The organism is Pseudarthrobacter sp. BRE9 (assembly GCF_031844305.1).
Classification (GTDB): Bacteria; Actinomycetota; Actinomycetes; order Actinomycetales; family Micrococcaceae; genus Arthrobacter.
Genome location: NZ_JAUZUY010000002.1, coordinates 180,315 through 206,795 on the forward strand (window position 1 = coordinate 180,315; position 26,481 = coordinate 206,795).

Sequence of the window (26,481 nt, forward strand, 5' to 3'; positions counted from 1 at the left end):
GCGCGTCCATTTTTGCGCCGGATGGTTATTGTGTTGGGGATTGAGCCTCATGAGCTGGAAGCCTTTCGTGAAGCCGGCAAGGCAGCCGTGATTCCCGCCAGAACGCCGTTCCAGTCGAACCATGCAACGGCATCTTCCCGCGCGTGGACGCCGAGGCGGCCCCGGAGGGCCGGATCGGACGCCAGTTGGGCGAGCGCTACAGCCAAAGCGCCTGGTTCCGAGGGCGGCACCAAAATGCCCGTCCGGCCGTGGTCCAAAATGTAGGGAATCTGTCCGACGTTGCTGGCGACGATGGGCATCGCCGCGGCCATGTATTCGTAAACTTTGAGCGGGGAAAAGTAGTTGCCGCCCCCAGCCTCTGCCAAGGGATAGGGGGCGGCTGCCGCATCGCATTGGTGGAGCAGCGCAGGGACAGCCCCGGGCGCGACAGCACCAGTGAACTCAACTTCAACACCAAGAAACGACGCCAACTGCTCAAGCTGGGTCCTGCCCGGTCCGTCACCGATGATCCGCACGCACCAGCGGTCCTCCCGGCGGATCACTGTGGAGTTGGCACTTGCGGTGGCCTCCAGCAGGTCTGGCACGCCGTGCCAGGGCTTAAGCGTCCCGACGAACGCCACCGTCAGGTGGTCGGGGTTCCGCCGCCCCGGTGGCCGTGCGGTGATACGCCGGGTGTTGACGCCGTTTGGCGCCAGGATCGCCCGCGCTGCGGGTACTCTCTGCTGGACCCAGCGCAAGACGGGTTCGGAAACACAGGCCACGACGTCGGCTGCACCGGCGTTCCGGCGGAGGACACTTTCGGCCGCTTTCACCCCTGTCAGCTTGCGGTACCGCCGTTGTTCATCAATGAGGGGCGCGTTGACTTCCAGGATCGTCGGAACTTCGAGGATGCTGGCCACGATGGAGAGGGCCGGACTGAACAGCGAGTACCGTTCATAGGCCAGACTGCACCCCGATCGCAGGATTTTATCGGTCAGGGCAAGGGCTGCGTCTTCGACCGCGAACTCCCGGGCCGGTTCGGCCACTGGCTCCGGGATGATTTCGACGGCCTCAAGATCTGCAAGGTCGACCGGCCTGTCCGTTCCCAGCCGGGTGCAGTAAACCGTCACCTCCGCGCCCGTGTTCCGCCACGCCCGTACGATTTCCTGGACATGGACTGAGGATCCCTTGGTGCCAAAGACCGGGACCCCCGGGTCGGCACAGATAAAGGCCACATGCATCAGGAAACCCTTTTTCGATTCTGGCTCAAAGCCCGGAGCGTTTGCGCCTGCTGGCGGGAGTCGTAGTCGTGTTCGATCAAGGCGCGTGCATTACGCGCCAGGGCAGTCCTGTCGGTACTCCCATCAGTGATGCGATGGATCGCCCGGGCAAGGGCCGGTGCGCTACCCGGCTTGGTGAGGACGCCGGTGTGGCCGTCGCGGACGACTTCGGGGATCCCGGTTACAGTGGTCCCGATGCATGGTACTCCCGCGGCCATCGCTTCCAGCAGCACGGTCGGCATGCCGTCCGCGTTCCCGTCCGCGGCGACAATGCAGGGTGCCACAAAGATGTCCGACCACCACAGCAGTTCCTGGACTTGGTCCTGGGTCAGCGCTCCGAGAAGCCGGACCTTATCGATCAGCCCGAGCCGTTCAATGCTGTCCTGCAGTTCCTGGGCAAGGGCTCCCGTCCCGCCTATCCTCATTTCGAGGTGGTACCCCTCCGCTACAAGCTCGGCTGCGGCTGGAAGCAAATGCTGAAATCCCTTCTTCTCCACGAGCCGGCCCACAGCGGCGATGTGCACGGTTGTCCGGACAGGCGGCGGATCCCGATAGGGGAAACGCTCCAGTTCCAGTCCGTTGCGCACCAGGTACAGCCGGGACGTGGATTCCGGGAATTGCTGGCGCAGATAGCGGAGGTTATATCTACTGATCGTCACCGCATGGTCAGCCTGCTCGAGCTTGAGGCGGAGGTCTTCGCTCCGGACCGACTTATGGAAGATGTCCACGGCGTGAGCCGTGAAGGAGAACGGGATGCCGGTGATCGCGGAGGTCAGCCGTGCCACGCTGGTGGCGACCGATGCAAAATGGACGTGCATGTGCCGGATGTTCCGCTGATGGAGGGCCGTCGCAAGATGTATAGCCTGGCCGGCGTCGTCCGGTTCTGCGGCGGCCAGCCCCGCGAAATTGCGCGCGACGGCCTCCGTGAGCCCGGCGCCGCCGGCGGCGTGGAGGGCCTCCCACAGCTCAACTGTCTTGAGCGGGCGCTCCACGTATGTCACGGGTGCGCGGACCCTGGCAAGTTCGGCGTGGAACCGTGGGTCCTGGGGCGGCCGCAGGGAGAAGATCTCGATCCTGTCCCCGGCTGCTTCCCGAGCCAGGATCTCGGAAACGATGAAGGTTTCAGAGAACCGGGGATACATTTTCAGGACGTAAGCCGTCGCAGGCTCAGACTGCCACACGGCCAGCACTCTCCGTAGTCCGGGAGGGCCGGGGCAGTACTTCGATCAGCGGGCCAGGGTGCAGCAGGTCAGCGGCCAGTTGCGGGACCCGGTTCAGTCCGTTGAGGCCAATGCGGCTTCGGTCCACCCTGGTCCCCACGCTTTGAGTCAGCCAGTCGGCAAGGATCTGGGGAGTCAGCGTCCCGATACGGTGGAGTTGCAGATACCCGTCCCGGGCCAGTGACCGAGCACGGATTAGCTGTTCAGCCCGTGAGTGCTCGCGCGGTACGACCAGCGCGGGAATGTCGGTGCTCATGATCTCGCACACGCTGTTGTAACCGCCCATGGAAACGACGGCGGACGCCTGGCGCAGGTGGCCGACTACGTCGTCGAGGTTTGCCACAACCGTTGCTCCGGTGGCTGCTGCCAGCCGGCGTATGTGGCATAGGTCCGGGGCAGGCATTTGTGGTCCTGTGACGATCAGGTGGCGGAGGCCCACCGGGACGCGTGTCCTCGCAGCGATTCCGGCCAAAGCGCGTCCGTCCGACCCTCCGCCCACGGTTGTCATGACAAAGGGCGCCGGCATGAAGGTGGGAACCGAGCCGGGTGACCGGCCTGTTGCCAGGTACCCCGTGTAGCGGATCATCCCCCGCAGAGAGAAGGGAATCTCGCCAGCCGCAACTGGATCGTGGATTGAAGGGTCGCCGTACACCCAGATTTCGTCGAAGAGCTTCCTGACGACGCCGGGTCCGCCAAGGCGATCCCATTCAGCGAGCGCCGCTTTCGGGGAGTCCAGGACCTCACGCAGTCCGAGCACGGTGCGGGCGCCCCGGCGTGCCCGTACCCGGTTTAGTGCAGCTTCCAGTTCGCCGTGGATCCCGGTGGCGTGGCGGTCGATAATGATCAGGTCCGGGCGGAATCCCTTCAGGAAGCCTTCCAGGACGGCGCCTCGCAGCGAAACCAGATCCTTCATATGCATGTTCAGGTTCCGGGGCTGGTATCCGTCGGTTCCTTTATCAACGCCCGGCAGGAGGACCCAGTCCCAGGCAGTGGGGGCCTGGAAACCCGGGGCGACAGCCGTGCCTGTTATCAGTAGGCCGGTGACGGCACGTCCGGTGAGACCGGGTAGTTCCTTGGCGAAGGCGTGGGCAAGGGCCAGGTTGCGGCGGGCGTGCCCGAGTCCAAGAGAGTCATGAGAATAAAGTGCAATTCGTAACGGTTCCACGATGGTCCTCCCGCAGCTATGCCCGCCCCAGGCCGGATCAACTGCTTGCCACTGTGCCGGGCCGTCATGAGAACCGGATTGGGTGGTGGTTAGAGGTCTCTCATTGATTCAGAGCTCTACCAGGCGGTAGCCGGCGCCGCGGACGGTGACAAAGCGGTCTGCGCCCAGTTTTTGCCGCAGGTAGTGCAGGTAGACGTCCACCACATTCGAAGCCCCCACGTAGTCGTAGCCCCATACGCGGCTGAGCAGCTGATCCCTGGTGAGGACCTGCCCCGGGTTGCGCAGAAAAAGCTCGGTCATCGTGAACTCGCGGGCGGAGAGCTCGACTTCCGTCCTTCCGGCCCGGGCGAGGCGTGTGAGCAGGTCCAGTTCAAGGGACCCGCATCGCAGTATCCGACCCTGATCTTCCGGGCTGTTCTCCCGGAGCCGGACTTTGATGCGTGCCAGGAGTTCTTCGAACCGGAAGGGCTTGGCCAGGTAGTCGTTGGCGCCGCCGTTCAGTCCGGCGACGGTGTCGGTCACGGACGTTCGGGCAGTCAGGATAATGACTGGCAGGCTGCATCCCGACTTGCGCAGCAGGCTCAAGACAGTGAAGCCGTCGAGCCTGGGCAGGCCGACGTCAAGGAGCATGAGGTCAAAATGACCCGTGGTGGCGTAGTCAAGGGCAGTGATGCCGTCGGCGACGACGGATGGTGTGTAGGCCGCGGCGCGCAGCCCCTTTTCTATGAACCGGGAGATGCGCTCTTCATCTTCTGCGATAAGGATCCGGCTCATGAGGCAGGTTCCGGCCCGGACATCGGAAGATGGAGGCAGAAGGTGGAACCCCTGCCGCGTTCGGAAGCCAAGCTGACGTGGCCGCCATGGGCCTCGGCGATGGCGCTCACAATCGCGAGACCGAGGCCGGACCCTTCCTGGCCGCGGCCGGGGACCGCCCGTGCGAAGCGATCAAAGATGTGGCCCTGGTCCTCGGCCGCGATGCCTGCACCCGTGTCACGCATCCACAGGGCAAATACCGGCCTCCCTGCCAGCGGGGACTCCGCCGGCATAGCGGGATAATCGATTCTGGTGCCCACGGCGATTGTGGACGATGGGTCCGTATACCTCACGGCATTTGCGGCCAACTGCACGAGTGCCTGCGTCAGCCGCTGCGGGTCGGCGGAAATGACTGCGCCGGCTGTTTCGTCGATCTGCCAGTGACGGTCGGCCAAAACGCGGATCTTTTCCATTACATGCGCGGTGAAATCGACAAGGTGGATGCTTTCCCTCCGGACAAAGTCCGGCTGGCGGGAGTGGGCCAGAAGGAGGAGATCGTCGACCAGGCGCTGCATGCGGTCTGTCTCTTCAAGGACGAGGTCCCTTGTCCCCGCGATGTCGGCTGGGTCAAGGACCGACATCAGCTCTAAATGCCCTCGTATGATCGTCAGCGGTGTACGAAGTTCGTGACTGGCATCGTCCATGAACTGTTGTTGTTCCCGGACCCCATCGTCCAGACGTTGCATCATGGTATTGAAGGTGCGGGCCAACTGGGCCACGTCGTCAACGCCGCTCCGAACAGCAACACGACGGCTAAGGTCCTTGTGACTGACGATTTCCGTGGCCTCGCGGAGCCGCCGGAGCGGGCCAAGAAGCCGGCCGGCCAGGAGGCCCCCGACCGCCCCGGAGACTGCCAGCGTCGCGGCGGAAACCGAGGTGTAGGTCCAAAGCGAGGCTATGACGCGCTCGCGCTGGTCTTCATTGGTTTTACCCACCATCAGCACCGTCGTCGCATCCTTTCCACCGCCAAGGGGGCTGACCGCGATCCGCAGCGGCTGACCCGCGGCAAGCTCGCCCAACACGGGGTGGTCGAGGGAAGCAAGGGCAGTCGCGCCGTCGTATCTGTCTTTGCGGAGGAGGCTCGTCTCGGGCTCGCCTTCAAACTTCCAGGCCACCCTTCCGTCGATCAGCACGGCGATGACCTCATGCCGACTGGTCTCGATCTCGTCCACGGCGTCTTTGACCCGTGCAACGGCCCTACCAGCCTCGCCGCTGGCGGACGGGGCCGAGTTGGGCTCTGGGTGGGCGATGAGTTTGTGGATCTGACGGGTCCTGTCCAGAAGAGCCTGATCCACCCGGCTGTCCAGATCCCGGAACTCCAGCCCGTAAGTGATGAAGCCGGCGAGAGCAAGGCCTGCGCACATGAGGACCAACATCGTGGCCAGTACGCGGAAGCGGACCGACCGCGCCTTGGGCCCCAGTAGCCGCACACTGTCCTCAAATTCCGGGGGAGCGGCAGAGAGACGAAACTTCCTCCACGGCCTCCGGCTCCCGGTGACGTGGGAGGCGCCCTGGCCGTGCCCCGGTTCTGGACCGGGCGCAAGGGTTGTCTTGACGGCCGTTGTGGTCAGAGACATAGCGCGGTTTATTTGCGTGCGGGGCACCGCGGCGCGAACGCGGGCCTCACGCATGAAACGCATACCGCGCGCGACCAGGTCGCGATCATAGAGGTGCATGACTGCCCTCCAAGGCTACTGCCAACAGGGTCTGGCGCAACGGGTGGCTGGCACACGGTGTCACCCCCTACAGCCCAGGCGTCCACTGCCCCAAGTTCCGGGACAAGGTCCCTGATTACGGCCCACAAGGGCCACCTAATTCTTCCGGCAGCACAGGCCGGGATGGGACAATTGTATTTCTCGGGTCACTACTATCGGGCGAGATGAGCTACGCATTTCTAAAGGAGGGGGACTGCCCCCTGAAGTAGCCGCGGAAAGTAGGGGGTCCTACAGGTAACGTCCCGAATAGGGCCACAAAAAGGCGTGTAAATTGCCCACATTGCCGGCTCTGGATTAGGATCCACTGCCCTCGAACCACAAATAATTCCTTATGTTCCCGGCACGTCCCTGAGTTTGCAGGGCTGGAACGTAGTTCGAGTTCCTGTCCGGGCACAGTGGTTCCGTAAAGTCAGAACCTTATTCCAGGGCCCGGAAGGCCCACTCAAGGTAGCACTGCCGGGCTCACGAATCCTTTCGGATCCGCTGAAGGATTTCGTCCACGACGCGCGAAAGCGGTGCGGTGGCGTCGATCGTCGTGCCGCCGGCCGGGATTTCTTCCCGCGTTCGATGGAGGCGTTCGATCAGTTTCCTTTCCGCATGCCGCCCTCCCCATTCGTCGTCCGGACGTTCGTCAAGCCGTCGGTGCAACGTTTCAAGGTCCACCTCGAGAACGAACACCGCATCAAACAGGTCAATAAACTTGGAGAGATTTCTGGAGCCGCCGCAGAAGAACGTTACGGGCTCCCGCTGATCCGCGATCAGGGCCTTTACGTCATCCACCCTCCAGAGGTGGTGATCATGCACGGAGATGCCCGTGATCCCGGCGAGAGGTTCACCGGTTTCCGGATCGCCTTGATAAGCCAGTTCGCGGTCGCCATTGATAGCCTGGAAGCCACGCCGCCGCAATTCGTTGCAGACGGATGTCTTGCCGGTACCGGAGCCGCCTTCGATAAGGTAGTTCTTCCTGCCCATGCCTGATGGTATCGAGACGGAGTGTCAGGGAAAGTGGATCCATCATGTTCTCGCATGGCTCGTGCTGCGCTGCTGGGAACCGTGATGTTATCCAGCCATGAAGCTTGATGGTTTGATTAGTCAGTGCTCCGGGTAAAACGCTTTGTTGTTTTCAGCCTCTTCGTGGTTTGCGTCAGCACCGCTGTCTCCTTCTGGTTCATCCGGCAGTCGCCCGCGGACGCCCGGGTTGCCTTTTCGGCGCCGCCGCGGGCGGGTGCGACATTCGAAGCCCGGCCCAGCGGTATCGATACCGCCGTCAACGTGACACGAAGTCCGGATGCCGAGTGGCTGATGCGGGCTGCCGCGCAGACAGGCATCCCCGCCCGGGCGCTGCGGGCTTACGTTGCTGCCGCCGCCACGGCCAACGATTCCACTCCCATCTGTGGCATCGGTTGGAACACGTTGGCCGCCGTCGGTTTCGTCGAATCAGCCCACGGAACATATGGCGGCGGCAGGCTTGACGCCGAAGGGCAGGCGAGTGGCCCCATCGTGGGCCCAAGTCTCGACGGCGATGGTTTCGCTGCCATCGCGGACACGGACGCCGGTGCCCTGGACGATGACGCCCGCTGGGATCACGCCGTCGGACCGATGCAGTTCATTCCGTCCACGTGGGGGCTTGCGGGGATGGACGGGAACGGGGATGGGACAGCGGACCCGTCCAACATCGACGACGCCGCCCTCAGCGCCGCCACGTATCTGTGCGCCCACGGCCGAAACCTCACAACGGCGCAGGGGTGGACAGACGCCATCCACTCCTATAACCAGTCGGATGCCTATCTTCGGCAGGTGCAGTCCCAAGCGGCCGATTACGCCGAAAAAACGGGAACGCCGGAATAGGCCGGGGGCTACCACCTGCCCGTTAGGCGGGCTGCCAACTGACGGGAAGCGCCTTCAGCCCGTAGACGATGGTGCTTTCCATCCGCTCCAGCTGCGCTTCGGGTGCCAGGGAAAGTCCGGGCAGGCGGGCCAGCAGCGCCTCGAGTGCAATCCTGGCCTCCAGTCGGGCCAGTGGCGCGCCGAGGCAAAAGTGGACGCCGTGCCCGAATGCAAGGTGCCGGTTAGGGTTTCGGTCCACGTCGAACTCAGCCGGGCGCTGGAACTGCTGCTCGTCGCGGTTGGCGGAACCGATCCACGCCACGATCGGTGCCCCTGCCGGGATTCGCTGATCGCCCAGAATTGTCTCCGCCACGGCCACCCGGTACATCGACTGGACCGGAGACCGGAAGCGCAGCACTTCTTCGAGGGTCTGGGGAAGCAAGGCGGGCTCTCCAAGGACACGGCCGAGGGTATCCGGCGACTCAGCCAAACAAAGGACGGCGTTGCCGATCAGGTTGGTGGTGGTCTCGTTGCCGGCGACGAGCAGCAGGCTGCAGAAGCCCAGCAGTTCAGGGACCGTCAGTTTTTGGCCGTCGATCTCAGCGGAGAGCAGGGCGCTGATCAGGTCATTGCCGGGCTGGTTCCTGCGCCGGTCAATGAGGGCCAGAAAGTACTCCATCATCTCGGCGGCGGTGGCATCCTGCCCGCCGGTGGGTGGGCCGGTCTGCGCTTGGCTGACAATCACGTCCGACCATTGTTTGAAACGCTCGCGGTCCTCGGCCGGGATGCCCATGAGCTCGGAAATCACTATCACTGGCAGCGGGTACGCCAGTTCCTTGATCAGGTCTGCACTCCCGCGGGCCACGATCCCGTCCAGCAGCTCGTCCGTAAGTCCGGCAATGCGTGGAGCCAGAGCGTCGACGGCTTTCGGTGTGAATGCCTGTGTGACCAGGGAGCGAAGCTGCCGGTGCCTTGGGGGATCGGTGGTGATGAGGCTTGCGGCGAAGAGCTGGCCGGACCCGGTTGGACTATCACCGCCCATGCGGGACGAGAACGTAGCGTGCTCGGACAGCACCCGCTGGACGTCGTCATACCGGAACACGTGCCAGCTCCCCGATTGATCGTCCTGAAAGACAGGGGCGGTTGACCGCATTCGTTCATAGTGGGGAAAAGGGTCCAGCGGATATTCGGCGTGCTGTGTGACATCCATGGTGGCCTCCCTGCCTCCTGGCACTCCCCGGACACGACCGGCACCAAGGCCTCAAATGACTGGGCGTGGAACCTTGATCCTAACCAAAGCCTGCCCCCCGGGTCATTACCCCCGTCGTCGAAGTTTGGCTACCGGAAACGCCTGTGCTGCCCGGCTGGCCGGGGGAACCAGCCGGGCGGCGCAGTTCAGCAGCGCAGTTCAGCAGCGCCTTTCAGCTGACGCGCTCCTCAGCCGGTTGGCCCGACGCAACCGCGCGGGGGACTGTCAACAGGCTTACGACGGCCAGTGCTCCTGCTGCCGCGAACGCGTAGAAGCCCCACGGGTAGGCGATCCCTGCGGCGACCAACCCGCCCGTGACGGCAGGTCCCGCAATGGCGCCGACGCGACCCACTCCAGCAGCAAATCCCAGGGCGGTTGCCCGAAGGCGCGCCGGGAACAACTGGCTCACCCAGGCGTAAACGAGCACCTGCGAACTGAAGACAAAGACGCCCGTGACGAAGACAAGCGCGTTGAGCAGGATCGCGTTGTCAACCTTGAAGCTGAGCAGGGCAAGGAACACTGCGGAAAGACCGAACCACAGCAGCACGATGGGCTTGGTCCCGTGCCTGTCGGCAAGGACGCCCGCGATAAAGAGGCCTGCGACGGCACCCAGGTTCAAAACGAGCAGCAGGGAAAGGCCTGCACTGACGGGATATCCCGCCGATGCCATCAGTTGCGGAAGCCATGTGTTCAACCCGTAGACCAGCAACAGCCCCATGAATGAAGCCGCGGCGATCGCCGCGGCCACCACGGGATAGGGCTTTTTGGCCAGATCCCTGAAGGTGGTCTGCTCCTCTTTCCGGGCAGCCCGTTCCGCGGGCGATGTTTCCGGCAGTTTGAACCAGAGGAACGGCAGGAGCGCCAAGCCGGTAAGGCCGCCCACCACGAACATCGTGCGCCAGTCGGGAATCACCATCAGCGCCAGGAAGGCTGTTGCCACGGCGCCGACGTGGTAGCCGGTCATGGTGCGGGTGGTTGACTTACCGGCCGAACCGGACGGGGCGTAGTCATTCATGTATGCGAGGGCGACCGGAAGGCACGCCCCAAGTCCGAGGCCGGCCAGGAGCCGGAAAGCGCTGAACACTGCCACGTTGGGAGCCCATACGACGGCGATGGTGAAGATCGAGAACCAGAGCACGCATGCGAAGAGCAGCTTCCGGTGCCCGAACTTGTCTGAGAGCGGAGCTATGAACAACGCGCCCAGGCCGACGCCAACGAGGGAAATGGTTGCGGCCAGCGTGGCACCAACCGCATCGAAGCCCAGTTCGCCGGTCTTGAGGAGGGTCGGGATAACGGTGCCCAGCACCACCAGGTCAAAGCCGTCCAGGACCATGGCCAGCCAGCAAAGCCAGACCGGCCATCGGGACGGGCGGGTCGTGGGAGAAGTTGTCATGTAATCCTCTTTGATCAATACGGGGAAGAGGCGGGCCGGGGTGGGAGCTCCATTACCTGCGGGAGTGATCTGTGGCACGCCTTCAGCCAGCGAGAATACTCTAAGTTCAAGAAACGCACAAAAGTTCGGAACGCGAACGTAATGCCACTCCATGTCTAACCTTCGGAATCGCTACGGCGTCCGACCTTCGCATTAGGGTGTTGTTGTGCACGCCGTGGACCACGGCCCCGCCCAGGTGGGCGGCGCAAAGGCGGGAACCTGGGCAAAGGAGCGCCAATGGGTGATGGATTGACGAGCGGCCGGCTGGAGCGCCTTTTCACGGGTTCGGTGTGGGCCGAGGGACCTGTGTGGGTACCCTCGTCGCAGTCTGTGCGCTGGAGCGACATTCCGAACGATCGCATTCTGGAGTTCGACCCCGCCACCGGGACTGCCCGGGAATACGCTGTAGGCGTTGAATTCACCAACGGCCGCACGCTGGACGCCGACGGCAGTGTGGTGCAGTGCAGCCACGGACTCCGCCGGGTGGAGCGCGACCGCGAAGGGACAGTCACCCGCCTCGTGGACTCCTTCCAGGGCCGCCGGCTGAATTCACCGAACGACGTGGTGATTGCCCGCGACGGCAGCATCTGGTTCACGGACCCCCCGTACGGAATTCTTCCCGGCACGAAGGAAGGTCACGAGGGAGAGCAGGAATATGGCGGCTGCCATGTGTTCCGTTTTGAACCGGGCTCCGGATCAATGACGGCGGAAGTCACCGACCTCGTGCACCCCAACGGGCTCGCCTTCTCGCCTGATGAGTCCGTCCTCTATGTCGCGGATACGGCCGGTTCCCGCTATGGCGTTCCGCTGCGCATCGCCGCCTACGGCGTGCACGAGGGGCGCTGCAGCTCCAGGACACGGACGCTGGAGCTTGACGACGGCCATGCGGCTGACGGCCTGCGGGTGGACGTCGAAGGCAGGATCTGGACCTCCGCCGGCCCCTCGGTAAGGATTTACTCACCGTCCTTTGAACTCCTGGACACGATCGCCGTACCCGAGACCGTCTCGAACCTCTGCTTTGGCGGTGCCGACGGCCGGGATCTTTACATCACGGCAACTACGAGCCTGTACCGGATTCGCACCACCACCAGGGATGCGGCGGCCCGGAACTTTGAGCACCACAACTGATTGCGAGGACATAATGCAGCATCGAACCCTTGGCCGCAGCGGCACCGTGGTCACCAGCTACGCACTGGGCACCATGACATTCGGTGCGGAGGCGACGGAGGAAACGTCCCATGCCATCCTGGACAGTTATTTCGAATCCGGGGGCAACTTCATTGACACTGCCGACGTCTACAGCGCCGGAGTCTCCGAAGAAATCATCGGCCGGTGGCTGGACAAACGGCCCGACGTGAGGGACAGGGCGGTGATCGCCAGCAAGGGGCGCTTTCCGATGGGGACGGCACCGAACGACGTCGGAACGTCCCGGCGGCGGCTGGCCCGCGCCCTGGATGATTCCCTCCGCCGCCTTGGCGTGGAACAGATCGACCTGTACCAGATGCACGCGTGGGACCCCATCACACCTTTGGAAGAGACCCTCCGTTTCCTGGATGACGCGGTGACCCACGGCAAAGTCGCCTACTACGGCTTCTCGAACTTCCTGGGCTGGCAACTCACCAAGGCTGTGCATGTTGCACGCAACCAGGGATGGAACCCGCCTGTCAGCCTGCAGCCCCAGTACAGCCTGCTGGTCCGGGACATCGAATTCGAGATCGTACCGGCGGCGCTTGACGCGGGAATCGGCCTCCTGCCGTGGTCGCCCCTTGGCGGCGGCTGGCTGTCCGGCAAGTACAAGCGCGACCAGCAGCCATCCGGCGCAACCCGCCTTGGCGAAAACCCCGAACGCGGCATGGAGGCCTGGAAGGCACGCAACGGGAACCCGCGCACGTGGGAGGTAATCGATGCTGTGCAGGACATCGCTGCTGCCCACGGCGTGAGCCCGTCCCAGGTGGCCCTGGCCTGGCTGGCGGGCCGCCCTGCGGTTACATCAGTGATTCTGGGCGCCCGGACCACGGCGCAGCTCGCTGACAACCTCGCCGCCGCTGAACTGCAGCTCACCCCTGAAGAAGTTGACCGGCTCACCCAGGCCAGCCAGCCGGCCACTGGCGTTTACCCCTACGGGCCAATGGCCCGGGAGCAGCGCAGCCGCAAAATGGAGGGCGGGCGGTAGCTCCACCGCGACGAAAAGACGCAGAAGGTCCTACTCCGAGTGCTTCAACACGTCTGGAAGCTCGTCCACGTACACCGTTTGCGGCGGCTCGAAGTAGATCACCAGCACTTCAGTACCTAGCGGGAACTCGCTGGTTTTGTCGAACGGATGGGCGTGGAAGGCCATAATGCCGCCGAGGTAGGGCAGCATCACTTCGCCGATGGTGCCCGGGCCGATGCGCCCGGTCACCCTGCCGATTTTCCCGGTCAGACTGCGGTCAACGTCCTTGCGCACAGGCAGCCTTATGCACCGGGAGCCTTGGGTGGACGCTTGGTGTCCTCACCCTTTCGGAGCGCGGACGCGAGGGCAGGCAGGTAGTCGCCTGCCTGTGTCAGGATCCCGCCCAGCATCTTGTTGACGCCCTCGCCGCCGTTGAGGACGGTCATGTTGCCCACGTGGGAGAAAGGCTCTGCTGCTGCGGCAATGATGGCGGGCATGTTCTCTGCAAGCTGCTGGGAGATGACCGCGTCCTGGTTGGTGCCCAGCGCTTCGGCCCGGGCCTTGATGCCGTCCGCTTCGGCCAGCGCCTTTGCCTTGATAGCGGACGCCGCGGCGTCACCTTTGGCCCTGGTTGCGGCGGCTTCGGCCTCGCCGGTGACCTTGGTTGCTCCGGCAGCGGCTGCGGCTGCGGTGGCATTCGCCTGGGCCTGGAGTTCGGTGCGCCGGGCGTTGGCCTGGGCCTCAAGCTCGGTGCGGCGGGCCAGCGCTTCGGCGGCGCTGATGTCCGCCGCTTTCTGGCCTTCAGCGTCGGTGCGTTTGGCGTAGGCCTTCGCATCTGCAGGTTTGCGGATACTCGTCTGCAGTTTCTGCTCCTCACGGTCCGCCTCAAGCTTGGCAACTTCGGTTTCCTGGACCACCACCTGCTGCCGGGCGGTGGCCTCGGCCAGCGGCCCGGCCTGGGCGGCATTGGCCCGGGCGCGCTCGGCGTTGGCCTGCGCCACTGACTGCCGGATTGCCGAAACGCTCTGTGCGTCGGCGATCAGGGCTGCCGCTTCCGCCTCCTTCTCCGCCGCTTCCCGGTTGCGGGTGGCCTCGGCAATCCGGGCCTCCATCTTCACCTGGGCAATATGGGGCTTGGCAATGTTCTGGATGTAGCCGGTAGGATCCTGCAGGTCCTTGATTTGGAGCGAATCCACCACGAGGCCCAGCTTTTCCATCTCCACCCCGCTGGCGCTGCGGACCTGCGACCCAAGCTTGTCCCGTTCCCGGATGATCTCCTCCACGGTCATGCTGCCGATAATGGAGCGCAGGTGTCCCTCAAAGACGTTGTATACCTGGCTCTGCATTTTGGGTTGCTGGCCCAGGAAGCGGCGGGCCGCGTTGGCAATAAAAGGCGGCGCATCGCCAATTTTATAAATGACGACCCCTTCCACAATGACCTGAATGCCTTGGGAGGTGACGCAGGAAACTTTGAGTTCCGTTTCATTCAGCGTCAGTGACAATGGCCGCACCGTCTGGAGGCCAGGGAGGACCAGGGCACCCTTGCCGGTGACGATCTTGAAGTCCATTCCTGCCCGGGTTTCCAGGGTTCCGCGGGTCAGACCGGAGATGATCAGGGCCTCGTTTGGTTCGGCCACCTTCCACATCAACTTTGTTGCCACCCAGATAAAAACAATGGCAACAAGCACGCCCAAAATAATGGCAATGAGTGGGAAGAACGGTGCAAAGTCCGGCATGGCCAAGGTCCTTTCAGTGCCGCGAAAAAAGCTTCACGGTAAAGCCCCAATAAATGCAGCCGTCCATTTACCCGACCAACGAAAGCACGTCTCTTGCGGCACGCCTGGCCAGCTGTTGTGAACAGTCTGGTTGGGCACCGGCCAAGAGTCCAGAGCGGAATGGATATTTGCCTGCAGCAACGAAAAGTGGCGCACGACGGCGGCACGTGGCACCCGCCGGGGCTGCGGTCAGGTGGCGGGCAGGTAGTGGTCAGCGGCGGGTCAGGTACCCGGACCCTGTTGCCAGGAGTGCCTCGACTTGCGCGGAGCGGTGGGCCTCAAAGACGCGGTCTGCGTTGGCGCGTGTGCTGGCAAGGAACGGTATTGGCAGGCTGGCGTTGCATCCCCTGCAGCGGATCTCATCGGTCCACACCCAGTTGTAGGCCACGTGATGTTCCAGGACGCTTTGCATGGCAGCGGTTATGGCCGACGCGATGATACCGGCTGCGGCGCCGAAAGGCGCCGGGTCCCCGGTGCTGCGGATGGACCCAACCTCAATATCGATGCTCATGGTGCCTCTTCCCGCGATCCGGATGGTGCTGTCGAGCATAGTGTGTTTGCCGTCACGAGCCCGCATTGGCGGGGTATCGGTTGCCTAACGGTCCGCGGTGAAGGGGCCCCTTTCAGGTTGCCGGCGCATTGTCCACGGCTGTGACCTGCGTGGCATCCTGTTTGTCCCGCCCAGGCGGCGGCCCCAACACATTTCGCAACACGTGGGACGCCGCCCGCCCCTGAGGTCCGTCTGCACCAGCCGGAATTATGCCGGGAGCCGTACTCCCGTACCGCCCGCGGCTCGAGCCCCCACGCCAGCGAGGGCAAAAGTGCAGCCTCCTACCGGCCCTTGCCGCCGGAACTGTCCCTGAGCGCGGCAGCCAGGTAGGGCGCGGTGCGGCTTTCACTGGAACGTGCGACGGCGGCCGGGTGGCCGGCGGCGATGAGCTGGCCGCCGGCGTCGCCACCGGCGGGTCCCAGGTCCATCACCCAGTCGGCGGCTGCCACCACGTTCATGGCGTGTTCCACGACGATCACCGTATTGCCGGCATCCACCAGGCGGTTGAGCTGGGCCATCAGCAGCTCAACGTCGGCCGGGTGCAGTCCCGTGGTGGGTTCGTCCAGCAGGTACAGCGTGTGCCCGCGCCGGGCCCGCTGCAGCTCAGTGGCCAGCTTGATCCGCTGCGCCTCACCTCCCGAAAGCTCGGTGGCCGGCTGGCCCAGGCGGAGGTAACCCAGGCCCACGTCCTGCAGCGTCTCCAGCGACCGCGCCGCGGCGGGAACCCCGGCCAGGAAACAGGCGGCGTCATTGACCGTCATTCCCAGCACCTCCGCGATGTTCCTGCCCCGGTAGGTGACCTCCAGGGTTTCGGGGTTGTAGCGCGAACCGTTGCATTCCGGGCACGGACCGTAGCTGCCCGGCAGGAAGAGCAGTTCCACGGCCACGAAGCCCTCGCCCTGGCACGTCCCACACCGTCCGCCGGCCACGTTGAAGGAAAAGCGCCCGGGACCGAAACCCCGGCTCCTGGCGGCGCCGGTGGCTGCGAACTCCTTGCGAACCGCATCGAACAGCCCTGTATAGGTGGCCAGGTTGGAGCGGGGCGTGCGCCCGATCGGCTTCTGGTCCACCTTGACGGTGCGGTCGATCCGCTCCAGCCCGGACACCTGCCCCACACTGCCGGGGCCACCGTCGTCGTCAATCCCCGCGCCCGGCTCTTCGCATGAGTCCTGGCCGTCATCATTGGCCCGCGGGGAGGTGCCGGCCACCTCCGCGAGGACCTTGCTGACCAGGGTGGACTTACCCGAGCCTGAGACGCCCGTGACTGCCGTCAGGACGCCAAGCGGAAAGGCCACATCCAGGTTCCGCAGGTTGTGGCGGCTGATGCCCCGCAGGTCCAGCCATCCGGAGGCCTCCCGCGGTTCACTCCTGCCGGTGCCGCTGTCAGCCATCAACCCTGCCGGCTCCGTGGGGAACAGGAACGGCCGCGTCACGGACCCTGCCACCGCGTCAAGGCCCTGGACGGGCCCGCTGTAGAGCACCTGCCCGCCGTCTTCGCCGGCCCTGGGACCCACATCCACCAGCCAGTCGGCACGCCGGACTACGTCCATGTTGTGCTCCACCACGAACACGGAATTTCCTGATGATTTCAACCGGTCAAGGACAGCCAGGAGGGGTTCAGCGTCAGCGGGATGCAGGCCGGCGGACGGTTCGTCCAGCACATAGATCACTCCGAACAGCCCGGAACGAAGCTGGGTGGCAATCCGGAGCCGCTGCATTTCGCCCGGCGAGAGCGTTGGCGTGGCCCGCCCCAGCGCCAGGTACCCCAGGCCAAGGTCCAACAGCACGGTGATGCGCTGCAGCAGGTCGCCGGTGATGGCCACAGCCACTTCATTGGATTCGGACGACTGCTTGCGCGACGCCGTGCCTGCCGTGGCCAGCATGGTGGTGGGGCGGATGATCTCCGCCAGTTCGGCCATGGGCACTGCATTGAGTCCGGCAATGGTGTGCCCGGCGAAGGTCACAGCAAGGGCCTCGGGCCGCAGCCCGGTGCCGCCACACCGCGGGCACGGTCCCGTCTCCATGAAGCGCAGCACCTTTTCCCGCATGGCAGGGCTTTTGGAGTCGTGCAGGGTGTGCATTACGTAGCTCCTGGCACTCCAGAACCGGCCCTTGTAGGGTTTGGCAACGCGGTCCCGCTGAGGCGTCACTTCCACCACGGGCTGTTCCTCGGTGAAGAGGATCCAGTCCCGCTGCTTGCGGGGCAACTCCCGCCAGGGAACGTCCACGTCGTAGCCCAGGTGGCTTAGGATGTCGCGCAGGTTCTTGCCCTGCCAGGCACCGGGCCAGGCGGCGATTGCGCCCTCGCGGATACTCATGGACGTGTCCGGAACCAATGAGGCTTCGGTAACTGTGTGGGCGGTACCCAGGCCGTGGCATTCGGGGCAGGCCCCTGCCGCGGTGTTGGGGGAGAAGGCATCCGAATCCAGCGGGGAAGCGCCGGCGGGGTAGCTGCCGGCACGGGAGAACAGCATGCGCAGCGAATTGGACAGCGTGGTGACGGTCCCTACCGTGGACCGGGAGGTCGCCGTGCCCCGGCGTTGTTGGAGGGCGACGGCGGGCGGCAGCCCCGTGATCTGCTCCACCTTGGGATTGTGGCCTTGCTGGATCAGCCGGCGGGCATAGGGCGCCACCGATTCGAAAAACCGGCGCTGCGCCTCCGCATAAATGGTGCCAAAGGCCAGTGACGACTTGCCCGAGCCCGAAACGCCAGTGAACGCCACAATCGCGTCCCGTGGCACGTCCACGCTGACGTTGCGCAGGTTGTTCTCACGGGCACCCCGCACCCGGACGAAGCCGTCTTCGGCGTGGTCCGCCGTTGGGGCCTGGAGGTCCAGCTCGGTCAGTTCATTAGTGTTCTGTTTGGCATGCACCACTTCGACTGTAGTAGCCACCGGTGCCGGGCCGAACTTGGGGGACCTGTCGGGACGGCGCGGACGGATTTACACTGAAGCATTCCGTGACGCTGGCAGGCTGGGGCAGGTGCCCGGGGGAAGAGTAGATCAACTACATAAGTGGAAGGGCCGGCCATGGGCAACGCGTCGCAGGGAGCGAACAGGGCAGTATCAGAGGCCGCGTCGGCGAGCCGCAGCCCTGCGGTCCGCATTCTGGCCCGTGCGGGTTTTGTCTTCATCGGACTGGTCCATATCCTGATCGGCGTCATCGCTTTACAGCTGGACCGGGGACAGGGCGGTGAAGCTGACCAGTCCGGGGCGATTGGAGCCCTGGCCTCCAAGCCCGGCGGCGGAATCCTGCTGTGGGCCGGGGCAGTGGCCTGCGCCGCTCTTGCCTTGTGGATGCTCAGCGAAGCCTTTTTCGGGGCCCGCACCGCCACCGATTCAAAGAAGAAGCTGAAAGAGGCCGCGAGCGCGGTGGGAAAGGCTGTTGTCTTCGGTTTCCTGGCCTTCACTTTTGCCGTCTTTGCCTCCGGCGGCAGCAAGAACTCCAGCCAGTCGGCCAGCGATTTCACGGCAAAGCTGATGGGAGCACCTGCAGGAGTGGTGCTGTTGATCGCGGTGGGGCTGGCAATCATCGGTGCCGGTGGTTTCTACGCTTACCGCGGCATCACCCGGAAGTTCATGAAGGACCTGCAGGACCCGGGTAATGCCCGGACAGCCGTGGAATGGATCGGAACCGTCGGCTACGCAGCCAAGGGGGTGGTGCTCGCCGTCGTTGGTGTGCTGATCATCGTGGCGGCCGCCACCGCCGACCCCTCCAAATCCTCAGGCCTGGACGGCGGGCTGAAGACCCTCGGCGCGCAGCCGTACGGGGTGTTCCTGCTGGCCGCAATCGCCGCGGGGCTCATTTGTTACGGAGTGTACTCCATGGCCCGGGCACGCTACGGAAAGTTCTAGCCTGTGCCCCTGGGCCCGTCCTGGCGGGTTCGCCGGGCTGCCCGTGAGCGTGTCCGCGACGGGCTGACAACGCAGCCTACCGCTTCGGCCAGCGGGATGCGCAGGGCAGGTCCATGGCCTGGCAGGACAACCGAGGCGTCGACGCCGGCCAGGTTCCGCAGGGCGGCAAACGCGGCGCCCGGATCTGAGTGATACATGGCAGGCAGCATCTGTGGACCCGACGTCCGGCTGATCGGGTGGCCGCTGACAAACGAATCGCCGACGACGATGGCACGTGCTTCCGGCAGCAGGATTGCCGCATTGCCGGGCGTATGCCCCGGCACGGAGAGGGCAACAGGCCGGCCAGGCAGGGTCCGGAGCCTGGCAGCGTCCCACGCCTCCGCCCGCGTCGCGGGCCTTGCAGCCAATGCGCCTGCCCTGATGGCGTGCACCATCCAGCGGAACACGCACGGCCGCCACGCCCTGCTGAGGACCTGGCCCAGGGTGACCTGGTGCTTCTCCTTCCCCTGCACGTGCGCCAGCTCCCCGGGCGCGCACAGGACCGGGGTCCCATAGGACTCGGAGAAGAAGGCCGCGGAGCCCGTGTGGTCCACATGGCCGTGCGTGACCACAAGGGCCAAGGCGTCCGCCGGTTCCAGGCCCAGGTAGTGGAGCGATGCAAGGACATGCCGGCGGTCATCCGGATAGCCGCTGTCAATGAGGATGTACCCCGTCCCGTCCCGGACTACGGTCCAGTTGGAAGCCGGCCCTTCAGCGAAATAAACGCCGGATGCCTGTTCGGAAACGCTGGTTGCGGGATCCCACCCGGTGGTTTGCTGCTGCACGGGTAAAGCGTAGCCCGCAGGCAACCGCATAGCGGTCCGCGGGCAACCGCACAAACGGATGCCGGATCGCCGGCATCGGGGTACCTAACGCCCCTAAAGTTTCTGTGCAGTCCCTGTGCATCCTTTGATCCTGGTCACCTTGGCCCTACAGTGTTCCCACCATTGCCTACGATGGGACACGGACAGAGGACGGATTGGCGGCGCGCAGCCGCCGCCGGCCCGCGACGATTTGCAGGCAGGAGGTGGACCATGCACCACGATGTGCTGCCCTATGGCCATCCACTGCACCGGCATCCCGGCCGGGTGATAGCTGCGGGTGCGGTTGGTCTCGCCCTGGCCGTAACGTCAGGCAGTACGGCACAGACGCAGCCGCCGGCCACAGCCCCTCCGATCCGCGTTGTGGTGGTGGGGGACTCGCTGAGCACCGGCCATGGCACGTCACCGCAGCAGGCGTGGCCGGCGTTGATGCGGAAAGACCCGCTGGGCGCCGGACTGGAAGTGGTTAACGCCGCCGAGAATGGCAGCGGTTACCTCAGCGCCGGTGATTTGGACGGCACTTTCGGCACCGAGGTTGAAGACTTCGTGACGGCAGATACCGGCATCGTTGTCTTTTTTGGGTCGGAGAATGACCTTGGCTATGCCCCCGCAGACGTTGGTGACGCCGCCTTGGCCGCGATGGACCGTGCGGAAGCGCTGGCCCCGGCAGCCAAGATCATTGTGGTGGGCCCGCCGTCGTACTCCGCAAGCCCGGATCCGGCGCTGGTGGACATCAGCGACCAGCTCAAGGCCGCTGCCCGGCAGGCGGGCGGTGAGTTCGTGGACCCCATCGCCGAGGGCTGGATCAGTGATGATTTTGACGATCTCATTGGCCCCGACGGGGACCACCCCACCGTCCTGGGACAGCACTACCTGCTGGAGCACATCGGCGCCCACCTCGAACAGGCGGCCCCGGCGGCGGCCGCAGCGCAAGGACATCCGGACCCACGCAGGCCTGCGGCCTAGATCAACGGCCAGGGGTAGCGCATGCCGGTGTGGTCAACCGGGAGTACCTTGTCCTGGAGCACCCGCTGGACGCGGCGCCGGAGGGCTGCCACCTCGGCGTGGTCGAGCAGCGCGGCCACATCGGCGGGCACCGTGGCGGCCAGGGGCCTGATGTCCTCGAGCAGCGCGTCCTGAATGGGCTCACCGGCGAAGTCCCAGATCACGGTGCGCAGTTTGAACGCCGCGGAGAAGCACAGGCCATGGTCGATGCCCCAGATATGGCCGTCTGTGCCGCGCAGCACGTGCCCGCTTTTCCGGTCCGTGTTGTTCGCCACGTAGTCGAACAGGGCGATCCGGGCCAGTTCGGCATGGGTCGCGGGGGAGTCTGCGTACAGCGTGAAGTAATGCTCCTGGAGGTCCCCTTCGATGAACCACTGCAGGGAGCCGACCCCAAGCGGCGCGTCCGTGCGGACCACCGTTGGCGGTACGATTCCCCATCCCAGTGCCTCGCTGAGCAGGTAGGCGGCGCACTCCCGGCGGTACAGGCCGGCGTCGAAATCTGCGAGCGGGCGTTCCCCGGCCTCCGGCTTGTAGACGGCCCAGGCGGATTCCTCCGCGCAGGTAAGCTCCACCAGGAACGTGGCGTTGCTGCCGCTCATGATGCGGCCCAGCAGCTCAACGCGGCCCTCGTTAAGGAGGGTCAGTTCCCGCCCGGACACCGGATACCCCGTGCGGCCGCGTCCGGCGGCCATCCAGTCCCCGCCCATCGCCTCCCTGCCCATCGCCCATGCATCACGGCGACCTCAGCCCGCTCAGGGGTTCCGACGTCGAATTCACCGTGAGCACGGCCGGCGCCTGGCCGTCCACATAGGAGATCGCGGAGACCGACGCCGGGCTGATCATGATCCGCTGGAAGAGGTCCAGGTGGGTGCCGAGGTTGTGGGCTACGGCCGCCTTGATGGGGTCGGCGTGGGAGAAGCAGACGACGACGCCGCCCGGATGGGCGGCGCGAAGGGCCTCCAGGGTGCCCACCATCCGGGCCTGCATACCGGAAAAGCCTTCTCCGTTGGGAAACCGGAAGGCCGACGGGTTGTGTTGGACGGTCTGCCACTCCGGCAGGGCCGCCAGGCCGGCGAGCGCGGCGCCGGTCCAGTCGCCGAAGTCGCATTCCAGGAGACCGGCCTCCTCGGTCACCGCCCTGCCTGTGTGGGCCGCCGCAGGTGCGGCGGTTTCGAGCGCGCGCTCCAGGGGCGAGGAGTAGATGGCCTGGACGGGCAGTCCGGAAAGGCGTTCGGCAACGGCCTCAGCCTGGGCCCGTCCGTGCTCGGAAAGGTGCAGTCCCGGGGCCCTGCCCGGCAGGACTGTACCCGTGGTGGGCGTTTGGCCGTGCCGCACCAGGAGGATCAGCGTGCTCTGTGTCATTGGGTCTAAGCGTAGCCGCGCGGCGCCCTTGGCCCCGCACGGTGAAGCGAGGAATCTGGAGGAATCTCTCGATTAGCCGCAGGGCGGGGCTTACCGTAGAGGGGTGACTGATCGCCCCGATATTTTTACCGTTGGTGAACTGCGTGCAGCAGGGTATGTCCTCAAGGACCTGCGCCACGAGATCCGCGGCAATCTCCTCGCCGCCCTGGCCGCGGGGCGTGACCCCTGGCCCGGTTTGTTCGGCTTCAGCCGGACGGTGATTCCGCAGCTCGAGCGGGCACTGATCGCCGGGCACGACATCGTCCTGCTGGGTGAGCGGGGGCAGGGCAAGACCCGCCTGCTCCGCACCCTGGCCGGGTTGCTGGATGAGTGGTCTCCGGTGATCGAGGACTCTGAGCTGAATGAGCACCCCTTTGAACCGATCACGGAACAGTCCCGTGCCCGGGTCCTGACCGAGGGGGACCGGCTGCGGATCGCCTGGCGGCACCGGTCGGAGCGCTATGTGGAAAAGCTCGCCACGCCGGATACCTCGGTGGCCGACCTGGTGGGCGACGTGGACCCGATGCGCGTGGCCGAGGGCCGCCGCCTGGGAGACCCCGAGACCATCCATTACGGGCTCATTCCCCGCTCCAACCGCGGCATCATTGCGATCAACGAGCTCCCGGACCTTGCCGAGCGCATCCAGGTGGCGATGCTCAACGTCATGGAGGAGCGGGACATCCAGATCCGCGGCTACGTGCTGCGGCTGCCGCTTGACGTGCTGGTTGTCGCGTCCGCCAACCCGGAGGACTACACCAACCGCGGCCGGATCATCACACCCCTGAAGGACCGCTTCGGCGCGGAGATCCGGACCCACTACCCGATCGAACTGGAGGACGAGGTCTCCGTCATCCGGCAGGAGGGCCGGCTGGTGGCGGACGTCCCGCCCTTCATCCTGGAAATCCTGGCCCGCTACACCCGCGCCCTGCGGCAGTCCCCGGCCATCAACCAAACATCCGGCGTCTCCGCCCGGTTTGCCATCGCCGGGGCGGAGACAGTGGCCGCGGCCGCACTGCGCCGGGCAAGCCTGCGCGGCGAGGACCCTGCCGTCGCCCGGATCATCGACCTCGAGCCCGCCGTGGAAGTCCTGACCGGCAAGATCGAGTTCGAATCGGGCGAGGAAGGACGCGAACAGGGCGTCCTCGACCACCTCCTGCGCACCGCCACGGCCGAAGCGGTCAGGGCGCACTTCCAGGGCCTGGATATGGGCCCGCTCGTGGCAGCCCTCGACGGGCACCGGACCGTCACGACCGGGGAACAGGTGACGGCCCGGGAGTTCCTCGGCAACCTCCCGTCCCTGAACGGCTCAGGCCTCTACGACGAAATCGGCCGCCGCCTCGGCGCGACAAATGACGGACAGCGGGCCGCCGCCGTCGAACTGGCGCTCGAAGGCCTGTACCTCGGCCGGCGGATCTCCAAGGAATCCGACGATGAGGAAACCATTTACGGCTAGGCACAGGAGGCACCATGGCCATCCACAAGCGGTCCGCCAAGTACGGCCGGTACACCGGCGGCCCGGACCCGCTCGCCCCGCCGGTTGACCTGGCCGAGGCGCTCGACGCCGTCGCCGAAGACGTGATGGCAGGGTACTCGCCGCGTCATGCGCTCCAGGAGTTCCTGCGGCGCGGCGGCCGGGACCGTGACGGCCTGGACGACCTCGCCCGGCGCGTCCAGCAGCGGCGGCGGGACCTGCTCAGCCGGCACCGGCTGGACGGCACCCTGGACGAAGTGAAGAAGCTCCTGGAAACCGCGGTGCTGGAGGAACGCAAGCAGCTGGCACGGGACGCCACAATGGACAACACCGACCGTGCCTTCCGCGAGATGCAACTGCAGAACCTGCCGCCCTCCACCGCCGCGGCCGTCAATGAGCTCGCGTCCTACGACTGGCAGTCAAGTGCCGCCAGGGAAGCGTACGAGCGGATCAAGGACCTGCTGGGCCGGGAGGTCCTTGAACAGCGGTTTGCCGGCATGAAACAGGCGCTGGAGAATGCCACTAATGAGGACCGCGAGGCAGTGAACGCCATGATCCGGGACCTCAATGAGCTGCTGGGCAAACACCGGCGGGGCGAAGACACGGACGCCGATTTCCAGGAGTTCATGGCCAGGCACGGCCACTTCTTTCCGGAAAATCCTCAATCCGTGGAGGAACTGGTGGATGCCTTGGCCCAGCGCGCCGCGGCGGCCCAGCGGCTCCTGCAGTCCATGACCCCTGAGCAGCGTGACGAGCTGATGAGGTTGTCCGCCCAGGCATTCGGCTCGCCGGAACTGATGGCCCAGCTCAACGAACTCGACTCCACCCTGCAGGCGCTGCGTCCCGGGGAGGACTGGACGGGATCGGAACGCTTCGAAGGGCAGGAAGGCCTGGGGCTGGGTGACGGGACAGGCGTGCTGCAGGACATCGCCGAGCTCGACGAACTGTCCGAGCAACTGTCCCAGTCCTACAACGGCTCCCGGCTTGACGACCTGGACCTTGATGCCCTCGCCCGGCAGCTGGGGGAGAACGCCGCCGTGAGCGCGCGTACCCTCGCCGAGATTGAGCGTGCCATGCAGGACGGCGGCTACCTGCGGCGCGGGGCCGACGGCGACCTGCGGCTGTCTCCGCAGGCCATGCGGCGGCTGGGGAAATCGCTGCTGCGGGACACCGCCAGGCAGCTCTCCGGACGGCAGGGAAACCGGGACACCAGGATGGCAGGGGCCGCCGGGGAGCAGACAGGCTCCAGCCGGCAGTGGGAGTTCGGGGACGCCGAGCCCTGGGACGTCACCCGCACCATGACCAACGCCATCCGGCGCACCATGGCCGACGGCGGCGACCCGGCCCGCGGCCTGCGCCTCGCCGTCGGCGACATCGAAGTGGCGGAGACGGAGGCCCGCACGCAGGCAGCGGTAGTCCTGCTGGTGGACGTGTCCTTCTCCATGGCTGCCGAGGGGCGGTGGGTTCCGATGAAGCGGACCGCGCTGGCACTGCACCACCTGGTCTCCACCCGCTTCCGCGGCGACCGGCTGCAGCTGATCACGTTCGGCCGCTACGCCCAGTCCATGGACATCGGCGAACTCACAGCCCTGCCGGCCCTCCGCGAGCAGGGCACCAACCTGCATCACGGTCTGCTGCTGGCGGGCCGATTCTTCCGCAGCCACCCATCCATGCAGCCCGTCCTGCTGATAGTCACCGATGGCGAGCCCACGGCGCACCTGCTGCCCGACGGGGACTCCTGGTTCAACTGGCCGCCGGACCCGGAGACCATCCGGGCCACCGTTGCCGAACTGGACCGCCTTGGCCGCTCCGGCGTCCAGACCACGTTCTTCCGGCTGGGCAACGACCCCGGCCTGGAGCGCTTCATCCAGCGGATGGCGCGGCGCGTTGACGGCCGTGTGGTGGCGCCGGAAGTGGGCGACCTTGGCGCAGCGGTGGTGGGGGAGTACCTGCGGGCCCACGTCCGCAGCGCCTACGCCGACGGCGACTGGTTCTGACCGGTTCCTTGCCGGGCTTCCGGGCCGGGAATAGCATGGGCGCCATGAGCCAACTGATGGTGGACCTGATCATCACCCTGGACGGCTTCGCCTCGGGTGAGGGGTGGCCGGGCTGGTGGGGCCTGGAGGGCCCGGAATACCTGGCCTGGCTCCAGCAGGAGGCCGGGAAGGGTTATACGTTGCTGTTCGGGGCCAACACCTACCGCCTAATGTCAGGGATGTCAGAGGAAGCAGCCGCCGGGGACGCGGGATATTCGCAGGACGAAGGCTCTGCCCTGACGGGCCTTGCCGCCGTTCCCAAGGTGGTGTTTTCCTCCACCCTGGACGCACCGCTCCAGTGGCCGAACTCCCAACTGGTGGCCGGGGACGCGGTTGAGGCCGTCAGGCAGATGAAACAGACGCATCCCGGGCCCTTGAGTACCCTCGGCAGCCTCAGCCTCTGCCGTTCCCTGGTTTCAGCAGGGCTTGTGGACCGGTTCCGGTTGGTCGTCTTCCCCCTGATCACCGGGCGCACGGGACGCGAACGGATCTACGACGGCTACCCGGACGTCGCGCTGGAGATGGTCGACAGCAGGACCTTCGACGGACGCCTCCAGCTGCTTGAGTACATCCCCCGCGTGATTGACCGCCCGCCGCTCAGCGGCCGGCCGTAACACCGCGGCGTACCGCCGGGACCGGCAGTCTGGCGGTGCGCGCGGGTCAGCGCAGCACCACCACCTCCAGCCGCGTGTCTTCC

23 protein-coding genes are annotated in these 26,481 nt (G+C 65.6%); 8 read left to right on the plus strand and 15 right to left on the minus strand.

Features of this window, described 5'->3' with window-relative positions; translation table 11 throughout:
• Positions 1-47 precede the first annotated feature (47 nt).
• The 6 genes from Q9R31_RS05705 to Q9R31_RS05730 all read right to left on the minus strand — a co-directional run bounded on the left by Q9R31_RS05705 (position 48) and on the right by Q9R31_RS05730 (position 7,144).
• Positions 48-1,220: a glycosyltransferase family 4 protein gene (locus Q9R31_RS05705; RefSeq protein ID WP_311261783.1), complete on the minus strand. Its 1,173-nt coding sequence runs from the start codon at positions 1,218-1,220 to the stop codon at positions 48-50.
• The gene (locus Q9R31_RS05710; protein WP_311261784.1) at positions 1,220-2,440 is read right to left on the minus strand and encodes a glycosyltransferase; all 1,221 of its coding nucleotides are present in this window, start codon (positions 2,438-2,440) and stop codon (positions 1,220-1,222) included. The genes Q9R31_RS05705 and Q9R31_RS05710 overlap by 1 nt, the downstream gene beginning before the upstream one ends.
• Positions 2,427-3,398: a glycosyltransferase gene (locus tag Q9R31_RS05715; protein ID WP_311261785.1), complete on the minus strand. Its 972-nt coding sequence runs from the start codon at positions 3,396-3,398 to the stop codon at positions 2,427-2,429. Before Q9R31_RS05715 ends, Q9R31_RS05710 begins: the two co-directional genes overlap by 14 nt.
• A 354-nt stretch (positions 3,399-3,752) precedes the next feature.
• Entirely contained in the window at positions 3,753-4,418 is a 666-nt protein-coding gene (locus tag Q9R31_RS05720; protein WP_311261786.1) for a response regulator transcription factor, read from the minus strand.
• The gene (locus tag Q9R31_RS05725) at positions 4,415-6,133 is read right to left on the minus strand and encodes a HAMP domain-containing sensor histidine kinase (protein ID WP_311261787.1); all 1,719 of its coding nucleotides are present in this window, start codon (positions 6,131-6,133) and stop codon (positions 4,415-4,417) included. Before Q9R31_RS05725 ends, Q9R31_RS05720 begins: the two co-directional genes overlap by 4 nt.
• A gap of 501 nt (positions 6,134-6,634) precedes the next feature.
• Positions 6,635-7,144, minus strand: coding sequence for a nucleoside kinase (locus Q9R31_RS05730; protein ID WP_311261788.1), 510 nt, complete (start codon positions 7,142-7,144; stop codon positions 6,635-6,637).
• 123 nt (positions 7,145-7,267) lie between these two features.
• Here Q9R31_RS05730 and Q9R31_RS05735 point away from each other — a divergent pair, with 123 nt between their 5' ends.
• Positions 7,268-8,020, plus strand: coding sequence for a lytic transglycosylase domain-containing protein (locus Q9R31_RS05735; RefSeq protein ID WP_311261789.1), 753 nt, complete (start codon positions 7,268-7,270; stop codon positions 8,018-8,020).
• 22 nt (positions 8,021-8,042) lie between these two features.
• Here the strand turns inward: Q9R31_RS05735 and Q9R31_RS05740 are convergent, their stop codons facing one another.
• Both Q9R31_RS05740 and Q9R31_RS05745 read right to left on the minus strand, forming a co-directional pair.
• Entirely contained in the window at positions 8,043-9,209 is a 1,167-nt protein-coding gene (locus Q9R31_RS05740) for a cytochrome P450 (protein ID WP_311261790.1), read from the minus strand.
• 211 nt (positions 9,210-9,420) lie between these two features.
• Positions 9,421-10,641: an aromatic acid/H+ symport family MFS transporter gene (locus Q9R31_RS05745; RefSeq protein WP_311261791.1), complete on the minus strand. Its 1,221-nt coding sequence runs from the start codon at positions 10,639-10,641 to the stop codon at positions 9,421-9,423.
• A gap of 276 nt (positions 10,642-10,917) precedes the next feature.
• Between Q9R31_RS05745 and Q9R31_RS05750 the strand changes: the two genes are divergently transcribed.
• Entirely contained in the window at positions 10,918-11,808 is an 891-nt protein-coding gene (locus Q9R31_RS05750) for an SMP-30/gluconolactonase/LRE family protein (RefSeq protein ID WP_311261792.1), read from the plus strand.
• Positions 11,809-11,821: 13 nt separating this feature from the next.
• Positions 11,822-12,853, plus strand: a complete 1,032-nt coding sequence (locus tag Q9R31_RS05755) for an aldo/keto reductase (RefSeq protein WP_311261793.1) — start codon at positions 11,822-11,824, stop codon at positions 12,851-12,853.
• Positions 12,854-12,883: 30 nt separating this feature from the next.
• Here the strand turns inward: Q9R31_RS05755 and Q9R31_RS05760 are convergent, their stop codons facing one another.
• The 4 genes from Q9R31_RS05760 to Q9R31_RS05775 form a co-directional block, all read right to left on the minus strand.
• The gene (locus Q9R31_RS05760) at positions 12,884-13,126 is read right to left on the minus strand and encodes a hypothetical protein (protein WP_311261794.1); all 243 of its coding nucleotides are present in this window, start codon (positions 13,124-13,126) and stop codon (positions 12,884-12,886) included.
• Positions 13,127-13,134: 8 nt separating this feature from the next.
• Positions 13,135-14,568, minus strand: coding sequence for an SPFH domain-containing protein (locus Q9R31_RS05765; RefSeq protein WP_311261795.1), 1,434 nt, complete (start codon positions 14,566-14,568; stop codon positions 13,135-13,137).
• Between the two features lie 250 nt (positions 14,569-14,818).
• Complete coding sequence (locus tag Q9R31_RS05770) at positions 14,819-15,118, minus strand: hypothetical protein (RefSeq protein ID WP_311261796.1); 300 nt, start codon at positions 15,116-15,118, stop codon at positions 14,819-14,821.
• 320 nt (positions 15,119-15,438) lie between these two features.
• Positions 15,439-18,003 (minus strand): excinuclease ABC subunit UvrA, encoded by a 2,565-nt coding sequence (locus tag Q9R31_RS05775; RefSeq protein ID WP_311262191.1) that lies wholly within the window; start codon positions 18,001-18,003, stop codon positions 15,439-15,441.
• Between the two features lie 183 nt (positions 18,004-18,186).
• Between Q9R31_RS05775 and Q9R31_RS05780 the strand changes: the two genes are divergently transcribed.
• On the plus strand, positions 18,187-19,011 hold the full coding sequence (locus Q9R31_RS05780; RefSeq protein ID WP_311261797.1) for a DUF1206 domain-containing protein: 825 nt from the start codon (positions 18,187-18,189) through the stop codon (positions 19,009-19,011).
• Here Q9R31_RS05780 and Q9R31_RS05785 read toward each other — a convergent pair.
• A complete protein-coding gene (locus Q9R31_RS05785) occupies positions 19,008-19,835 on the minus strand; it encodes an MBL fold metallo-hydrolase (RefSeq protein WP_311261798.1) in 828 nt (275 codons plus the stop codon). The genes Q9R31_RS05780 and Q9R31_RS05785 overlap by 4 nt on opposite strands.
• Positions 19,836-20,084: 249 nt before the next feature.
• On the opposite strand from Q9R31_RS05785, the gene Q9R31_RS05790 reads away from it, so the two are divergent.
• The gene (locus Q9R31_RS05790; protein ID WP_311261799.1) at positions 20,085-20,837 is read left to right on the plus strand and encodes an SGNH/GDSL hydrolase family protein; all 753 of its coding nucleotides are present in this window, start codon (positions 20,085-20,087) and stop codon (positions 20,835-20,837) included.
• On the opposite strand, the gene Q9R31_RS05795 is transcribed toward Q9R31_RS05790, so the two are convergent.
• Together Q9R31_RS05795 and Q9R31_RS05800 are read right to left on the minus strand one after the other, a co-directional pair.
• Complete coding sequence (locus Q9R31_RS05795; protein WP_311262192.1) at positions 20,834-21,535, minus strand: SCO1664 family protein; 702 nt, start codon at positions 21,533-21,535, stop codon at positions 20,834-20,836. The two genes, Q9R31_RS05790 and Q9R31_RS05795, sit on opposite strands and share 4 nt — an antisense overlap.
• A 73-nt stretch (positions 21,536-21,608) precedes the next feature.
• Entirely contained in the window at positions 21,609-22,238 is a 630-nt protein-coding gene (locus Q9R31_RS05800; RefSeq protein ID WP_311261800.1) for an MSMEG_4193 family putative phosphomutase, read from the minus strand.
• A 103-nt stretch (positions 22,239-22,341) separates the two neighbouring features.
• On the opposite strand from Q9R31_RS05800, the gene Q9R31_RS05805 reads away from it, so the two are divergent.
• From Q9R31_RS05805 to Q9R31_RS05815, 3 genes are read left to right on the plus strand one after another with little or no spacing between them, the layout of a single operon-like run.
• Positions 22,342-23,730, plus strand: a complete 1,389-nt coding sequence (locus Q9R31_RS05805; protein WP_311261801.1) for a sigma 54-interacting transcriptional regulator — start codon at positions 22,342-22,344, stop codon at positions 23,728-23,730.
• Between the two features lie 14 nt (positions 23,731-23,744).
• Positions 23,745-25,745: a VWA domain-containing protein gene (locus tag Q9R31_RS05810; protein WP_311261802.1), complete on the plus strand. Its 2,001-nt coding sequence runs from the start codon at positions 23,745-23,747 to the stop codon at positions 25,743-25,745.
• A gap of 35 nt (positions 25,746-25,780) precedes the next feature.
• Positions 25,781-26,398, plus strand: coding sequence for a dihydrofolate reductase family protein (locus Q9R31_RS05815; RefSeq protein WP_397428208.1), 618 nt, complete (start codon positions 25,781-25,783; stop codon positions 26,396-26,398).
• The last annotated feature ends 83 nt before the right edge of the window (positions 26,399-26,481 follow it).

What these genes read in the sequence shown, in the direction of transcription:
- Q9R31_RS05705 (WP_311261783.1), bottom strand. Translation starts at nt 1,220, where the DNA reads ATGCATGTGGCCTTTATCTGTGCCGACCCGGGGGTCCCGGTCTTTGGC.
- Q9R31_RS05715 (WP_311261785.1), bottom strand. Translation starts at nt 3,398, where the DNA reads ATGCATATGAAGGATCTGGTTTCGCTGCGAGGCGCCGTCCTGGAAGGC.
- Q9R31_RS05720 (WP_311261786.1), bottom strand. Translation starts at nt 4,418, where the DNA reads ATGAGCCGGATCCTTATCGCAGAAGATGAAGAGCGCATCTCCCGGTTC.
- Q9R31_RS05725 (WP_311261787.1), bottom strand. Translation starts at nt 6,133, where the DNA reads ATGCACCTCTATGATCGCGACCTGGTCGCGCGCGGTATGCGTTTCATG.
- Q9R31_RS05730 (WP_311261788.1), bottom strand. Translation starts at nt 7,144, where the DNA reads ATGGGCAGGAAGAACTACCTTATCGAAGGCGGCTCCGGTACCGGCAAG.
- Q9R31_RS05740 (WP_311261790.1), bottom strand. Translation starts at nt 9,209, where the DNA reads ATGGATGTCACACAGCACGCCGAATATCCGCTGGACCCTTTTCCCCAC.
- Q9R31_RS05745 (WP_311261791.1), bottom strand. Translation starts at nt 10,641, where the DNA reads ATGACAACTTCTCCCACGACCCGCCCGTCCCGATGGCCGGTCTGGCTT.
- Q9R31_RS05750 (WP_311261792.1), top strand. Translation starts at nt 10,918, where the DNA reads ATGGGTGATGGATTGACGAGCGGCCGGCTGGAGCGCCTTTTCACGGGT.
- Q9R31_RS05755 (WP_311261793.1), top strand. Translation starts at nt 11,822, where the DNA reads ATGCAGCATCGAACCCTTGGCCGCAGCGGCACCGTGGTCACCAGCTAC.
- Q9R31_RS05765 (WP_311261795.1), bottom strand. Translation starts at nt 14,568, where the DNA reads ATGCCGGACTTTGCACCGTTCTTCCCACTCATTGCCATTATTTTGGGC.
- Q9R31_RS05770 (WP_311261796.1), bottom strand. Translation starts at nt 15,118, where the DNA reads ATGAGCATCGATATTGAGGTTGGGTCCATCCGCAGCACCGGGGACCCG.
- Q9R31_RS05780 (WP_311261797.1), top strand. Translation starts at nt 18,187, where the DNA reads ATGGGCAACGCGTCGCAGGGAGCGAACAGGGCAGTATCAGAGGCCGCG.
- Q9R31_RS05790 (WP_311261799.1), top strand. Translation starts at nt 20,085, where the DNA reads ATGCACCACGATGTGCTGCCCTATGGCCATCCACTGCACCGGCATCCC.
- Q9R31_RS05800 (WP_311261800.1), bottom strand. Translation starts at nt 22,238, where the DNA reads ATGACACAGAGCACGCTGATCCTCCTGGTGCGGCACGGCCAAACGCCC.
- Q9R31_RS05810 (WP_311261802.1), top strand. Translation starts at nt 23,745, where the DNA reads ATGGCCATCCACAAGCGGTCCGCCAAGTACGGCCGGTACACCGGCGGC.
- Q9R31_RS05815 (WP_397428208.1), top strand. Translation starts at nt 25,781, where the DNA reads ATGGGCGCCATGAGCCAACTGATGGTGGACCTGATCATCACCCTGGAC.